At 61.0% G+C, this 14843-nt stretch carries 9 protein-coding genes and 1 other RNA gene; 3 read left to right on the top strand and 7 right to left on the bottom strand.

All coding sequences use genetic code 11. The features are described 5' to 3' along the window. Positions 1 to 17 precede the first annotated feature (17 nt). Complete coding sequence (locus ACWKV4_RS07770; RefSeq protein ID WP_483831506.1) at positions 18 to 308, top strand: putative zinc-binding metallopeptidase; 291 nt, start codon at positions 18 to 20, stop codon at positions 306 to 308. A gap of 163 nt (positions 309 to 471) precedes the next feature. On the opposite strand, the gene ACWKV4_RS07765 is transcribed toward ACWKV4_RS07770, so the two are convergent. Then, complete coding sequence (locus tag ACWKV4_RS07765) at positions 472 to 1479, bottom strand: hypothetical protein (RefSeq protein WP_483831505.1); 1008 nt, start codon at positions 1477 to 1479, stop codon at positions 472 to 474. A gap of 230 nt (positions 1480 to 1709) precedes the next feature. Between ACWKV4_RS07765 and ffs the strand changes: the two genes are divergently transcribed. Beyond that, an RNA gene (ffs, locus tag ACWKV4_RS07760) (signal recognition particle sRNA small type) lies at positions 1710 to 1806 on the top strand. Between the two features lie 140 nt (positions 1807 to 1946). Here the strand turns inward: ffs and ACWKV4_RS07755 are convergent. The 6 genes from ACWKV4_RS07755 to ACWKV4_RS07730 all read right to left on the bottom strand — a co-directional run bounded on the left by ACWKV4_RS07755 (position 1947) and on the right by ACWKV4_RS07730 (position 12766). After that, positions 1947 to 3083 (bottom strand): fimbrial protein, encoded by a 1137-nt coding sequence (locus tag ACWKV4_RS07755; RefSeq protein ID WP_483831504.1) that lies wholly within the window; start codon positions 3081 to 3083, stop codon positions 1947 to 1949. A 78-nt stretch (positions 3084 to 3161) separates the two neighbouring features. Continuing rightward, on the bottom strand, positions 3162 to 5615 hold the full coding sequence (locus ACWKV4_RS07750) for a fimbria/pilus outer membrane usher protein (RefSeq protein WP_483831503.1): 2454 nt from the start codon (positions 5613 to 5615) through the stop codon (positions 3162 to 3164). A gap of 21 nt (positions 5616 to 5636) precedes the next feature. Further along, positions 5637 to 6377 (bottom strand): fimbrial biogenesis chaperone, encoded by a 741-nt coding sequence (locus tag ACWKV4_RS07745; RefSeq protein ID WP_483831502.1) that lies wholly within the window; start codon positions 6375 to 6377, stop codon positions 5637 to 5639. Between the two features lie 47 nt (positions 6378 to 6424). Then, on the bottom strand, positions 6425 to 6973 hold the full coding sequence (locus ACWKV4_RS07740; RefSeq protein ID WP_483831501.1) for a fimbrial protein: 549 nt from the start codon (positions 6971 to 6973) through the stop codon (positions 6425 to 6427). 51 nt (positions 6974 to 7024) lie between these two features. Beyond that, positions 7025 to 7579: a fimbrial protein gene (locus ACWKV4_RS07735; protein ID WP_483831500.1), complete on the bottom strand. Its 555-nt coding sequence runs from the start codon at positions 7577 to 7579 to the stop codon at positions 7025 to 7027. Between the two features lie 147 nt (positions 7580 to 7726). Further along, complete coding sequence (locus ACWKV4_RS07730) at positions 7727 to 12766, bottom strand: RHS repeat domain-containing protein (protein WP_483831499.1); 5040 nt, start codon at positions 12764 to 12766, stop codon at positions 7727 to 7729. Positions 12767 to 13021: 255 nt separating this feature from the next. On the opposite strand from ACWKV4_RS07730, the gene ACWKV4_RS07725 reads away from it, so the two are divergent. Continuing rightward, the gene (locus tag ACWKV4_RS07725; protein WP_483831498.1) at positions 13022 to 14827 is read left to right on the top strand and encodes a hypothetical protein; all 1806 of its coding nucleotides are present in this window, start codon (positions 13022 to 13024) and stop codon (positions 14825 to 14827) included. The last annotated feature ends 16 nt before the right edge of the window (positions 14828 to 14843 follow it).

Raw genomic sequence — 14843 nt, 5'->3', positions numbered from 1 at the left:
GCCGTGCCGCCTGGCTTATGCCAGGAACTGCGGCGCCTTGGGACAATTTAAGCTATTGGCTCAAGGTCGAAACCGCCAAGCGGCGGCTGGTTGCCCAGTTGCTTAACCTCGGCCTGCCTTTGGTGGCCAAGGTCGAAAACGAAGCTACAGGCCTTGCCTTTGACTTTATCGGCGAAGACCCAAGCAGTACACCGCCCACCACAAGCCATGCCAATGGTCTAGGGACGCTGTATATCAAAGAAGCAGACGACGCCCATTGGGAAAGGGTGCGGATGTGTGGGTCAGGGCCGATGAGATATTGGACGTAATCAGCTAAGCGTCGGCCAGGATGCGCGAGCTGGCACCAATCACATCCTTACAGCCCAGCCGGGTCAGGCTGGATTGCTCATGACTGACTTCACCCCTGTAACAGGCCCAATCAGGGCCGGTTACAGGGGCGCTAGGAGGTATCAGGTCAAATGTACCGCTTTCTTATTTCGAAAAAGTGGAACACCAGTATTGAACGAAACCCTTTCCTAAGTCGATTCCGGTGGGGATGTGATTGGGGTTCCAAGCTCTTTGTTTCTCCCCAACTTTTGGGTCATCACACAGGGTCAAACCGTCCCATACGGGTCCCTGTCTGCTAGGTTCTGGAGCGGATAGCTTGAGCGCCTCCTTGGTTTTGCTGTTGACTAAGGTAGCGCAGATGACGCGCCTATCCAGGAAGGGCACGATGTGCATCTCGGTACGAACCAAGGCCTGGCCCTGATTGCAAGTAAACGGAAAGTCGTCAGTCTTGACGGTATGTTCCCTGAGGTTCTGGGGCTGATAGATATTTCCGTCAAAGTCTCGAATCTCAAGGCACGTAACTTTATGGCGTTGTGGATCGAAAGTGGGGGCGTGGTATTCGGCAATCATAGGGCCTTGATAACAAAAATATTTCGATATAGGGTCGCCATAACCATCACTGGAAGGCTCCATGCTCAGCTTGAAAGTGTCTTCCCTTCCCTCGACACTGGTCGGTAGCGTGACGGCCACACATCGCGCCTGGGCATCCGGGGTCGGTGCCTCGGACTGGCCGAAACCCACAACTTTCAAATAAGGCGCTACATAAACGTTAGATTCCGGGCCTGTCCATGCGCCCGCAAGCGTGATCAGATTGGAAATGTTGAGTTTATCGGTGGATAGGTCCCGTGTGGTCGATTCAAGCTTGACCCACCATTTTTCGCGCTCCGTGGACTCAGTACAGTAACCGGAACTGACTAACAGGGTTGCGGTGGAGGGTAACTTCAAAACGGTGAGGAAACTCATATCGCCATTATGGCAGGCATGCATAAATTTCATGGTGCCGTTACCGCTGATATTCATTGTGCACCCTGCATTATCAACATCGCTGATCATGACCTGGTAAACCGGGTCGGCGGCGCGCGCGGGCGTGGAGAACCCAAAGGGTAAGAAAGATAAATAGGCCGCGTATAAGTACATTGCCTTGATGTTCATATGAACCTCTTTAGAGTGAACTGGAGGGGTTCAAGTTAAACTGAACGCTGTAGAGCGGGTACCTAGCAACCCTGCTAGGGCTTTCACTGTTCGCTCGGTGGGCCCGGTGGGATGCGTTCAACCCGTTGAGCTGTAATGTTTTTTTATCCGCGCGGTTGTATCCGCCCGCCAAGCCTGTACAATAGCCCCCGCTTACCGGGCAACCCGGCAAGCGTGCGTTATGGCGGCCCCATCGGTCCCCTCGCAATGATTACCCGTTAACCTGGTCAGGCCCGGAAGGGAGCAGCCATGGCGGGAACATCGTGTGCCGGGGTGTGGCTGGTGGGGTTGCCACCTACCTTTCCCGTCTTCGAATTTTCTGGCCCAGTTATCCTGCGCCAGCGTCAGGGTATGCACGTAAACTGGGCAGTCGCAGCCAGCTTCTTGCAAACCCCGGCCTGCGCCCGGCCATTGGCCGGGCGAGGGTGTCATTCATAGGTCAGCAAAAAATTCAGCGCACCTGTTAGCGTACCTGGCGTGACTGCCCCGGTATGCTTGACCAGCTTTACATTAAGCGGCATTTTCATGTCCCCGGTGGGCAGGGTCATGATGGGCACTTTGATGCCCAATGGCATAGGCTGGATAGCATCCTGCCTGAACAGCTGGAAAGCCACGCCCCCACCCGTTGACCCAGCCCCAGTACTGAACAGGCCGTTGGCTGCGTCAATCTCGGTCGAGCCATTGGTTGGGTCGAGTTGCAGGTGTACCCGAGGCACCGTGCCTTGGGCCGGAGGCTGGCAGTTGACCAGGTTCAATTCGAAGCGAACCGGGGCGCTGGCAGCGCCGGCTTGCTGGAAATCCTTGGCTTCGAACTCTCCAAGGTCCACCGGGTCAGGGGTAACCGGGTCGGCGGCGGTACCACACCCGGCTGACACCAGGCTGCCGGACAGGCGAAAGTTCAGCACGGTGTCTACACCCGTTACTGGCTGGGTGACGTGCGCCTGTACTATTTCAAAACCGGGATCAAGCGTGTGCAGCCCTGCCGGAATGGGGCCGGTCTTGACCAGTGTAACGAAAAACTCGTGACCTGCTACCCGCAAAATCGTGGCATGGGCGTAGTCCCAGGCAGATGTGAAGGGTACCCGGGCTTCTGATTTTTGCAGCACGAACTTCCCTTCGCTCTGACTTTTCCCATCCACCGCACCTGACAGCCGTACGCTAACACCCAACCCGGGGATATTGGTCTCTATGATGCTGTCTTCCGGCACTGGCATGGCGATCCTTGGCAGGCCGCCGGCCAGGTTCGCAATGGGCGGCACGATGTTCGCGTGGTAGGTCGCCGCTACCACGCTGCCACCCGCGTTACTATTCTGGCAATCGAATGCGGCTTGTCTGCGCCACGTCCCCCGGCCCCTGAACTCCTGTCCGCCAACCAGGGTACCTACGGGGGCGTCCTGAGCGATATGCAGGGTCGGGGGAATGGGAAACTCAATTTCCAGGGGGCCGGGCCATTTCGGGTCCCAATGGCAGCCGTTGGCCGGCAGAGTGGCGAGCGTGGCATGGCTTGAAGGAGGGCCGGCGAGGGCGATCAATAGCAGGGCGGTCGCTGCGGTGCGGTGCTTCATGGGTGCCTCGGCAGTAAGGGCAGGGCATCGCACAGAGCGTGCCCCGCGGCAATAAGAGAGGTTCGAAAATGGGCATGGTCAGCGTGTGCATACGGCATCGACCAGGTGATAGCCCTGCTCGGCGCGGGCGGCTTGCGGGTCTATACGCAGTTGGCAGCGCTTCTCGCCATCCTCGCCCCAGCGCGCCATCAGTGTTTGCGGCTGAGCGGTACCTTCGAGCAGGGCCTGGCCGCCTTGGCCTACCGTTGCCACCCAGTCCCCCTTTTTATCCAACAGCTCTGCGCCAAAGGCGAGCTTTTCGCCGTTTGGCAGGCGTGCTGTCAGGAGAATCCGGGTTACCTGGCGGCCACTGAACGTGGCTTTCACCACAGCTCCACGGCGCGGTATGACGCTCTGAGTACCGTTGTCGATCAGCACGTCCGGGCCCAGGTCACTGGTGTCCAGGCTTACGGTATTGACGCGGTAGGGCCGCAGCGGACTGGAAACCCCATGGCCTTGCGCGTTGGTGCGCCCGGCGCCGTTGCGGATGCCTACGTTTTCAATGCCAGGTACCTCGACGATGGCGAACGTATCGCTGACCTGGGGCGAGGCGATCACTCCGCCAGGGTGGAACACCAGCGAGCCGCTGGCATTGACCGAGGCGCTGCTATAGTTGCCGCTCTTGCTTACCGTTGCGCCGAGGTTCCCGGCCGCGCCTTGCCAGTTCGCGGAAAACGATCCGCTGCGCTCCTGCTGGCTGTCCTGGGCAAGGGTGGCGCGGTAGCTGAGCCTCAGGTCGTCATGGTAACCGGACAGCGAAGCGCGCTGGCTCATCCGCTCGCCGCTGCGCTGCGCGTTGAGGGTGGCGCTGGAGCGGCTGCTGCCCAGTGCCACGCTCACGCTCAAGCCCCACTGGCGGTATTGGCGATTACGTTCATCGAACGCCTGGCTGGCATAAAGGTTTGCGCCCACCCCATGCCACACCGTACTGAGGTTGGTCTGTACCTGCTTGCGCTGGTAGCCGGACCCCCAATAGTCTTCTTGAGAAAGGGCAAGGCTCAGGCTGGTGCGAGCCCCCAGGTTTTGGTACAGCGCGCCTTCCAGGCGGCTGCGGCGCGAACCATGGCGCAACCAGCCGCCACCTCGTTCGGCCACGGCCTCGTCGAAATCCCGATAACCTTCGGTGGAATAGCGATAGCCGGCGAAACGCAGCTGGGTACCGGTGCCAAATGCTTTGCCGTAGCGCGCCGCATAACTCATGCCTTGGCTTGCGGGGCGCGCGCCGTTGCTGTTGGTGGCCGCGTGGGTGGCATCGAAGGCCAGGGCGCCCCAGGCACCGAAGTCCCGCGACAACCCCAGTTGCCCTGCTTGATAGAAGCCGGCCCCCATGGCACCGCCGTAAACCGTCCAGTTGCCTGGCAAGCCGCGGGCCAGGCTGGCCTGTGCCAATAGCGGGCGATGTGTGGTCGCATAGGCCGGGTCGTAGCGGCCCACGGCTGCGCTATAGCGCCATACGCCGTCGCGCAGCAAGTTGCCCAAGGTGGAATAGGGCTGGGTGAACTGAGTGACCTGACCGTCGTCTTCGATGACGGAGATCTCCAGTTCGCCACTGCCGCTCACCGATAAGTCGTCGAGTTCGAACGCGCCCGGTGACACGTACGTCGTGTAGAGCAGGTAGCCGTCGCGGCGAACCTCGACCTTGGCGCGGCTCTGGGCCACGCCTCGGATCACCGGCGAATAGGCCTGCAGTACGTCCGGCAGCATCTCCATGTCCGAGGCAACCTGAACCCCCAGCAGCGGCACGCTTCGAAACACCTCGCCCTGGGTGAAGAGCTCGCCAACCGTTACGTTGCCCCGTATTGCCGGGATATCACGCTGGGCGTAGGTGTCCAGGCGCTGCCACTGGCGCCCCATGCGGTTGTTGTCGGTCAACGACTGGGTGGTGCGCAAGCGCCATTCACCCAGGTTCAGGCCGGCGTTGAGGTACAGGTCGCGCTGGCCATCGGCGCCGCCATAGCGGCTATGGCCTTGCCGCGCCGAGGCCTGGTAATTCACATAGCCTGCGGTGATGCCGCTGTCCCAGTCGGCAGGGTCGATGGCACCGATCAGCCGGCGCCGCAGGGCGACCTGAGGTACTGAAACGGCTATCTTGAAACGCCGCGTATCCACGGTGACCTGGCTGCCTTCGAGTGCCTCTTCAAGGTCGATACAAGGGCCTGGCGCAGTGTCAGGCAGTTGCAATGCCGCAGGGTTGACTCCTTTCTCTTCCAGCAAGTACAGCGGCAGGCACACTTGCCACCGTTGCCCGGCCCTTTGCAAACCAAGCCGATGTTGGCCCAGGGCCTGGCCATTGAGCAGCACCTGGAAGTCATACTCGCCTGGCGGAAGGTCTACGTTTTCACTCAAGGCCGCGAGGGCGCTGGCTGCCGCCTCGGTGCGTAAAAAGCCGGTCTCGAATTCGTCAGCCTGTGCCAGGCAGGCCAGGGCGCCGACCGGTGCCAGCCAGGCAGCGCGAAGCACCGGCCGACAGCGCCGCGGGGTGATGCACGTCATGGTTAACTCCAGCGGTGGCGATCAGCGCTTCAAAGGCAGGGGAAGGTCCAAGGGGTCGGTAAAGCCGCCGTAATCGTTGATAGCCGCCACGCTCAGGCGGGCGTCCTCGCCCAAGGGGATATCCACCGGGTAGCGTTGCCGCGACAAGGGCGCGACCATGGGCGCCACGGTCAGCGCATGCTCTTTGCCAGCACTTTGCGCGCGCAGGGTGACGAAGGAAAAATGAAAAGGCGTAGGGTTATCCACCACCAGGTAATCGCGCCCGCCCGCCCGCTCACGGTGCCAGCGTAGTTCTTTCAGGCGCAGGGTTGGGTCACCCTTGAACTGGCTGGGGCGGTGAAACACCTTGATGCGCGTGCGCAGGGCAATGCGCAGCGTGTTGCTCGGCCCTTCGGTTTTCTGCGGGATTTCCTGCAGATTGAAGTAGAACAGCGATTCCCGGTCGGTGGGCAGGTCGTTGGGCAGCCGATTGACCGTCACCAGTTGCTCCTGCCCAGGGCCCAGACGAAACAGCCCTGGAGCCGGCATCAGCGGTACCTCGGTGGTGGTGTCGTCGGCGTCGGTATTGACCCATACCTGAGCGGCATAGGTGCTGGTGCCAGGGTTACGGGCCACCACCGACACACTGCGTTTATCATCGGTGATCACCAGGCGGGTGGCGCTGAGGGTGAGCGCGGCGTCAGCGGGGCGGGCCAGCAGGCAGGCAAATGCCAGCCCCGCCATGCCCGCGACGCGCAGCGCGGCAGAGATGCGAAATACCATGGGTGCATACCTTCAGGAGCGGGCCGCCTTGCACGGCCCGTGCGGGGTCAATTGATGGTCAGCTCTACCGACACGTCGGCATCAGCGGCCCCGGCCACTACCGTGGAGGCGGTAGATTGGTAGAAGGCAGTGAAGGCAAGCCTGTCCGGCCCGTTGCCTGCCAGGGGGTAGTCCTTCGACTGCCCGCCATGACCGACGGCCGTGCCGCTGTTGTCCTTGATACCCAGCGCCACGCCGGTGGCCGGGGTGCCACTGGCATTGAGGGCGAACAGTTTGTTGTTGTCAGCGCCGCCAGCCAGGCCGAAGAAGCGGACGCTGCCTACATTGTTGCCGCCGCTGCTCCAGCCAGGGCAGGTGGTGGCATCGTCGATTTCGATGGCGAAATCACGGTGGTTCACTTCAAGGCCGGCACGGTCGAAGTTGCCAGCCATGGCCTCACCCATGTTGATGGCGCCGGTGCTGCCGCCGGCGGGGTCCTTGATAACGATGGGGCAACTGCCGGCCACTACCGTGCCGGTAAAGTTGATGACAGCGGTGTTGGCCAGCGCCGGGGCCCCCATTGCAAGTAGGGGCAAAGCGAAGAGAAAGCGTTTCATGAATGAACTCCTTGTCAAAAATGGAGCCAGCCCAGCTTGGGCCGGCATCGATCAATTGATGATCAGTTCCAGGGCTACGTCGGCATCGGCAGTGCCCGCGATCACCGCGGCGGCGGTGGACTTGTAAAACGCGGTGAAGGTGAGATCGCTCTGGCTGCCGCTGTTGAGCGGGTAGTCGCCGGACAGCGCGCCATGGCCGACCTGGGTCTTGTCTTTGTCGCGCAGGCCCAGGGCCAGCCCGGTGGCGGCACTGCTGCCGGTCTTGAGGGCAAACAGGGTGCCGTTATCGGCCGCGCCCTGCATGCCACTGAAGCGAACCTTGGCCACGTTGGTGGCGCCACTGCTGCCGTCCCAGCCGGCGCATTGGGAGGCATCGGCTACTTCGATGGCGAAGGATCGGTGGTTGGTTTCGATGCCGGCCTGGCTGAAGTTGCCGGCCATGGCCTCCCCCATCTTCACCTCGCCGCCAGTGCCGCCGGCCGGGTCGCGGATCACAATGGGGCAAGTACCTGCATTGATGCTGCCGGTGAAGTTGATGGTGCCGGTGTTGGCCAGTGTCGGGGCGCTTAGTGCCAATAGCGGCACGGCGAGCAAGTAGCATTTCATGGGGGAATCCTTTCGTGAGTGGGGCGGGCGGTGGGTCAAAAAAGCAAAACGCCCCGCCAAAGCGGGGCTCTGGCAGGGCAGGAGGTTAATCAGGACGGCTCTTCAAGGAAATTGGGGGTTTTCTGAAACGCTTCAGTGAGTACCTAATTAGTAGTATGTGCGGATTAGCTTTCCCGGCAAACCCAGGCCGAACTCTACGCTGCCGGTTACGGTAGTGGTGCTACCGCTCACATGCGGATCAAACATCCATTCCGGAAGTCCGCCGCCACCTGAGATTTCAGTTCCCGATCTTGCGCTGGGTCGGCTTGCTTGTGTTCTAGCGGTAGCGGGCCGAAGCCTTTGCCTCATCTCGGTGAGCTCTTCTATTTTAGGAACGTACCTAGTCTCATTTTGCAGAACTCGCGCATTGGGTGAGCGTCGAGGTTGAAGCAGAGGCGACGTTTGAGGCGTTGGCGGTAAAGGCGGAGCTGGCGGGGCCGTCCTTGACACCTGCGAAGGTACTGAATCCATAGTTGTTGCGGGGGCGGCGCTGAGAGGTTGAGGCCTTTTGAACCGATTGGGGACAAACCCCTTGGCTAGATCCTCAACCCTCCGCCCCGCCTTAAACGCCTTGCTCGCCATCTTCGTCAACCCCAAGCTAAAGGCGCCCACGCCAATCGCGGCATATATCAGCGCCTCGTTGTCCTCCTCGATCATCGAGGCCACCCCCAATCCGAGGGCAACCGCCGCCACCCCGGCGGCTGCGGCGCCCAGGGTCATCAACCCGCCAGTGGCGATGACCGCAGCGGTAAGCTGGACCAGGGAAATGGCTTCCCAGCCGATACCCGCCCAACCTATCATCTTCCACAGCCCACCGAACCAGCCCCCGCTTTCTTCCTGTTGTTGCATCTCAGGTGGCGCCACATAGTACGGCAGGTTAGCGGCTGTCCATTGCGGCATGTGCCCAGTAGGGTCGTGGAACATCACCGGGTTGCCACGGCAGTAGGCATAGGGGTTCAAGCCGCCTTCGTCGAACGGGCTGGCGTCGTCCGGGGCGAGAAAGCGCATCAGCGCCGCGTCATACAAGCGGTAGCCACGCCCCAGTAGGTACAGGTCACTGCCTGGCCCTTCGCGCAGCTCGCCGTTAAAGCCCAGCTCACAGACCAGTGGCGCAGCGCCTTGGCTGTTGCCATAGGCATCGTATACGGCGGCATGCAAGGCATTCTCGCGCCATTCCCCGGTCACGCTGCCGTTGCGATCCGTGATCAGGGGGGTTGCCTTGGCCCCGCCAGCTTCGAGCATGGCCAGGGGCGTACCGGCTGCGGTGAGGTAGCGCTGAACCCTGTTGCCACGGCGTAGGTGGTTCACGCTTAGGCCATCGTAGAAGCGCTGTTGGTCATCGGTGCCGTCATTCACCGCGCACAAGGTGCCCTGCGGGTCGTAGCGGTAAGTGCGAGCGCTACCCTCAGGCTGATGCAGGCTGGCCAGGCGGCCGAAGGCATCGTAGCTCAATCGCCATCCGCTGCTGCGCGATTCGAGGCGGCCATTGGCGTCGTAGGTGAAAGTTTCCTTCTCTATGGTTTTGGTGGCGCTGCTCTTGGCTATCTGTGTATGCACCAGGCAGCTGAGCTGGCAAGGGTCATTTTCAGCGAAGTACGCCCGGGTCACGCGGCTGTCGCCGCTTGGGTAGCTCGATAACACCAGTGTCAGGTTATCCAGCGCGTCAAACTCGAAGATCTGACTGCTCAGGGGCTGCCCCGTGCTGTCGCGTGGCAAATCAGCAGGCAAGCCGTCGTTGGCCTGCTGGACCAGACGGCCGCGCGTGTCGTAGTCAAAGGTCTCGCACAGCACCTGTTGGTCGCTTTCATCGAAGGTGCAGCGCTGGGCCAGGTTGCCATTGCCTTGGTACGCGTGGGTGTATCTGCGCAGCAGGCGGCCGTCGCGCAGCGTGCGGCGCTCGGTTTCACGGCCCAGGCTGTCGTAGCTGTATTCGCTCACCAGTTCGCCGCATTGGCGCATGCGCACTTGGCCGAAAGCATCGTAGCTCAGGGTAGCGCTTTCAATAGCGGTGCCGTTCTCCCCAATAGCCCGCTGTTCGCATAGCCGCCCGGCATTGTCGTAGCCATACACACTGGTGCCTGTACCACTGTCGGTGCGCTTCACTCGCCGGCCGGCAAAGCTCTGCTGGTAAAGGGTGGTATAGCGCTGACCCTGGTCGATCCGGGTGTCTTCGAGCAATTCGCCGGTCTTGGCGTAGCGATAGGCATTGGTGATTGCCGCCGAACCTTGTACCAACGGCTGCCCTTGAGGGTCGGTAGGCTCAGCCTCCAGCAACTGCGCGGTGGTAGGGTGGTAGCCGTAGCGGAAATTCAAGCCGCCACCCTGGGCGGTCAGCGGGCTGCTGGTCAGTGAAGGCTTGTAGGTGTAGGTGATCACCTGGCCATCGGCTTGGTGGGCCTGGCTGGGCGAGGCGCTGGCACCGGTATAAGAGTAACGCAAGGTACGCCCGCCCTGGGTTTGCTCGGTAACCCGCCCCAAGCCGTCGAAGCACCGTTGCGCCAACGGTTTAGGGCTTGGGTCGAGCGCGCCGTATTGCGCATAGCTGATTTGCGTGACCCAGGCCTCGCGGCTGTGGGGGGCAAATGCTTGGGTAAACACGTCATTGTTAGACTGTGTGGTGCTCCACAGTCGGCCCCAGGGGTCGTAACTCATGTGGGTACGCTGCGCGGTGCCCAAGGCCGCGCCCTGGCGGAACTGCTCGCTTTGCTCCGTGCATTGGCCCCAGCCGTCGTAGGTGTAGGTGATGCGTTGCTCAACGCCGCCGTCGACAAGCATCACTTCGGTCAGCACAGGCTTGCCGAACTCGCCGATCTCAGTACGCGTTTTGCCTTGGCAGGCACGCGCTCCATCTTCGCCAAGGGTGCCCTCCAGCCAGCTTGTGGTAACGGGCCCCGCCTTGCCAAAGGGTGAGGTTTCGCTTACCTGGCGAGTACCATCGGGCAGCAAGGTGGCCTTGACCCGCCCCCAGTTGTCGTACTCGTAGGTAGACGTAAGCGGAACTACCGCCGCCCTGTTACCGCAATCGTCGTACTCGGTTTCTTTTACCAGTCGGCTGAAGGCATCGTAGCGCCCCTCCCAGAAAAGCCCCTCTTCACTGCTTGGTAGCGTGGCCTGCCAGCCCTCGACGCGGTAGCGGGCTATCTCTCTGCCCAAGCGGTCGTACTGGGTTCGGGTGGTTACGCCGGTGGCACTGACCTGCTCGGCTTCGGGCAGGCCACTGGCGCCGCGCCGATGGTAGCGGAAGCTGCGCTCGGCCGGCGCGCTTGGGTCTTGTACCCGGGCGCTGATCAGTCTTTGCAAGGCGTCGTACCCATACGCTACCTCGGTACCCTCGGTATCGCGGCTCGCCAGGGTAAGGCCGCTGGTCAGGCACTGTTCGCGCACGGCACTGTGTTCGCAGCCATCACTGGAGGTGAAGTGCACCGTGGTACGCAGCCGACCAGCTGCCTGCTTTCCGGTTGGCGGGACTATTTCAAAATGGTGCCGCTCAACGGTGGCGCCTTGTTCAGGCCCTTGGGCTTGCGACAAGGCTTCCCGGCGGCATTGCACTCGCCCGTGCTGATGGCGCCCTTCGTTGTCAGGGGACTGGTAGTACTCGATGGCTACCTGATGATGCGCCGTCTGCCCGCTTCGGGTGCTTTGAGTGTGTATATGAACGGCCTGGATCGCACAGCCCACTGGCTCCGGTCTTCCGGGGGCGGCGGTGACACATTCCACCCGCCCGTGTCGGTAGGTAGTCACGGTTATGTCGTCAAACCAAGCATCCCCTTTTTTACGTGCCGGGCGTTGGGTAATGGTGCGGTAGTGCCGCGCGAACCCCCATGGGTCAGGCGGGCAGGCTACGCCTTCATCATCGGTTTCCCCAGCTGCCGGATAGTAGGTGAACAGGGTTTCCTGGCCGCTGGGCTGTCGTTGGTAAGTGAGGTTGCCGTGAACGTCGAACTCGGTCGTGGTGGTTTCGCTGCGTGCCAGGGCCTGGCCTTGCACCCGCCACTGGGTGGTCACGGCCTTGGGCAACTGGAATTGCGGCGGCTGCGCCTCGAAGGGTGCGCCTTCTACCAGGTGGTATTGGGTTGTTCGCTCGACGATGCAGTCACCTTCCTGGGTCGTTTCGCAGGTCAAGAGGTGGAAGCCGTTGTACACCCGGGTGGTTGTACGTGCTTGGTCGCCGTTCTTCTGCACCTGAGCCACGCTGTAGGTGTAGCCAGGGGACGCCCGGTAGAGGTTGTCAGTGCCGTCGTCTTGCCAATTACCTATTCCGCCAAAGCCAAGGAAGTTGTGGTTGTCGTCGCCATACCGGTACTCATTGACGATCACAGCTGTATCGGGCCCACCGTCCACTTCGTGACGGCTTACCCGAGGCACGTTCGGCATGCCGTTGCCAGGCACCAGGTGGTGATCGTCGTAGGTCAAACGCTCGACAGCACCAAAGGGCTGCGTTACCTGGGTAATGTTGGCGTAGGGCACGCCATCGCCGGTGTACTCGAAGGCCCAGGTACCACCTACGTCCTTGGGCAGATCGAGGCTGCGCAGGCGGCCGCTATCGAAGTTCAAGGCAAACTGGCCGCTGGGGGTGATGATCTGGATCAGGTTGGCCCCGACCTTGATCAGTTGGAGCAGCAGCGTGCCATGGTCATCGCTTATGGTTGCCAACCGCGGCCGGCCTTCATCGGCCTCGTAGGTCAGGTGTAGCGCATGGCCGGTAGGGCCTTGCAGCATGTGCGGCAGCAGGTAATCGCCCACGCCAGGATGGTGCAGGTGCTCCACGGCACCGGTGCGGTAAATGATCTGCGCGCTTGACTCGCTGTGTTGCAGGTAACGAAAGCTAGGCAGCTTGCGCTCGCTGATGCCAGGCTCCGAACCGCTGCCGTCCACCTTGAATTGTTCACCGGTGCTGAGCTTGAGTAGGCGCGGCTCGCGCATTCGAACATGGGACAAGTTGGTGGACCAGCCCGTGCCTAATGCCCAGTCATCGCCGCCGATAGGGTTGAATGTCAGTGCCAGGGAAAATTCGGGCCCGGCCAGGTCTCCTGACGTGATACTGGGTAGTGAAAGGGTGAAGGTATACAGGCCCGTACGTGGGTCAACCCCGCCGCTGGCGAAACTGGGGAAGTTCTGCGCGTTAGTATGAATGCTTTCATTGGCCATGACGGTTTTTCCGTAGGTTATAGGCAATTGAAAATAGCCAGTAATCGTATGCTGACTTCCCGGAAAGTATGCGGTGCTTGTTCTCGAATTAAGACCTGGTAGCTTTGCTAGGGTCGGGTAGCCAATAGCGCTTAAGGCTCTGATCTACCGAGAGCGACAATAAAAGTCGGGCATTGTTTACCTGGCTAGTTGCTAGGTAGGCAGCGCGCAAGTGGTTTGCCAAAGTGGTAGAACAGTTACCACGGAGTGCATGCCATGTTGGCACAAGATTCTACTTTACCGCCCGTGAGCGCCGATCTGGTTGAAGACGGCTATCTGGACGCCGACCAGGTACCAGCGCAAGGGTTGACGGCAAAAGTCGTGTATAGCGGCTTTGAAATCAACGACGAAGTCACAGTGTACTGGTACTCGGTCGACCTCAACGGCCGTGTCAGCGATTGGTCAAAAACCTGGGCACTGATTCCTACCGAACCCGATTACGACCACACTACCCAAACCCTGAGCTTTGTTTTGCCAAAGGCGGCGATTACCTCAGCCGTTGGTGGCCAGGCGTTCTTCAACTGGGTGCACAAGCATGCGCGAGACATAGCGTACGCACCCAGCCAGCGGCTGGCACTACACGTAGGCCGCTTGGCCCCGGTGCCGCAGGTGCGCCATTCCCACCAGTTGCAAATACTGCTCCCACAGGACTCGGGTCCCGTGGAAGTGGTAGGCCCGGCCTTTACGTCTTTGCGGGCAGGCGACGTGGCCATATTGCAGGCCGTGCGCGATCCCGATGGTACGCCTAGCACCAAGCGCTACCAGTTCACCGTGGAGGCTGAGCATCTGGGCCAGCCGTTGACCTGGCAGGTAGAGAAAAGCTTTCTGACCGTCGCACAAACCCTGAAAAAGCCGGTAGGCCTGCATATAGAGTTGTTACTCGGAGGCGCTGCCGGTGTGCCCGCTGCGTTTGCTCTGCAGCGCTTTGCGGTTGTAAAGGAGTTGCCTGCGCGGGAGGCGCCCGTCGAGCTGCCTGGGGTAATGCGGCGCGGGCATGGCCTGGCCATCGACCCTGCCGAATTCCCAAATGGGCTGGAGATGCGCGTCCCGCTGGCCGGCCTGGTACAGCGAGGCGATCTTATTCTGCTGCGGGTATCAGCCGCTAGCGGCACCGACGACCTGCTAATCCAGGCGGTCGCGGATTTGACCACGGTAAAAACCGGATACTTTGGCGCCATGCTGCCCCAGACCTGGCTGCTGGCCAACGATGGCAAGGGCGTTACGCTGGAGTGGCAGCTAGACCGCATAGGCGCGACCTTCAGTGGCGAGCCGCTGATCGCTCAGGTTCAGTCCGCGCGCACCCTCACATGGCCGAACGTGCCCCAGGCCACGGCGGAAGGCGAAGGTCCTGAAGGCTATAAGGGCTACTTGCCCGCGGCTTCTGTTGCTGCCGGCCTGCGGGTCGAGGTGCCCTCAGGGTTCACCTTGCAGCCGGATGAAGTGCTTACCCTTCACTATGAAGGGGACCCGTCCGGCGGGCGCTACGAGACAAGCACGCCCATCGCCGGCCAGGAACGCGCTTTCCTGATTCCGGCCCAGTACCTGGCGCCCAACATGGGTGGTGAAGCCAAGCGCGCACCGATTTATTACAGCATCACGCTCCCCACCGGAACTGTATTGAAATCCCCGGCCTATCAACTGTGGGTCAAACAACTGTCGCCCACGGCCCTAAACAATATCGTCTGCCCGCAGGCCCCCGGTGGCGCCCCGTTATCAATCAAACAGTTGAAGGACTTACATAATGGTCAGGCCGATGTAATACAGGATGCATGGCCATTAATGGCTCAGGGGCAACGTATTCGAATCGAAGCCATTGGGGTATCCAGTAAGACCAATGCTGAACTTTCGCAAGTACTGCTAGACGGCGTTGCACGCGGCGTTGAAAAGGTTGAAACACAGCTGCCAGTTAGCTTCTTGGAGCAACTAAGGCTGAATGAACAATTTACCCTTACCGTGGCTGTCGCGTTCGACACCAAAACGTTCATCCTGCAGAAATCCACCTCGCTGCAGTTAGTCGCCTGACAGGCGGGAGATAAAA

The sequence above is a fragment of the Pseudomonas artemisiae genome, assembly GCF_057128685.1.
Note: the sequence above shows the minus strand (reverse complement) of the source record. Positions and strands in the feature narration are given on the sequence as shown.

Bases quoted from the DNA above. Each gene is read 5' to 3' on its own strand.
- ACWKV4_RS07770 (WP_483831506.1), top strand. From the start codon at position 18: ATGCCAGGAACTGCGGCGCCTTGGGACAATTTAAGCTATTGGCTCAAG.
- ACWKV4_RS07765 (WP_483831505.1), bottom strand. From the start codon at position 1,479: ATGAACATCAAGGCAATGTACTTATACGCGGCCTATTTATCTTTCTTA.
- ACWKV4_RS07755 (WP_483831504.1), bottom strand. From the start codon at position 3,083: ATGAAGCACCGCACCGCAGCGACCGCCCTGCTATTGATCGCCCTCGCC.
- ACWKV4_RS07750 (WP_483831503.1), bottom strand. From the start codon at position 5,615: ATGACGTGCATCACCCCGCGGCGCTGTCGGCCGGTGCTTCGCGCTGCC.
- ACWKV4_RS07745 (WP_483831502.1), bottom strand. From the start codon at position 6,377: ATGGTATTTCGCATCTCTGCCGCGCTGCGCGTCGCGGGCATGGCGGGG.
- ACWKV4_RS07740 (WP_483831501.1), bottom strand. From the start codon at position 6,973: ATGAAACGCTTTCTCTTCGCTTTGCCCCTACTTGCAATGGGGGCCCCG.
- ACWKV4_RS07735 (WP_483831500.1), bottom strand. From the start codon at position 7,579: ATGAAATGCTACTTGCTCGCCGTGCCGCTATTGGCACTAAGCGCCCCG.
- ACWKV4_RS07730 (WP_483831499.1), bottom strand. From the start codon at position 12,766: ATGGCCAATGAAAGCATTCATACTAACGCGCAGAACTTCCCCAGTTTC.
- ACWKV4_RS07725 (WP_483831498.1), top strand. From the start codon at position 13,022: ATGTTGGCACAAGATTCTACTTTACCGCCCGTGAGCGCCGATCTGGTT.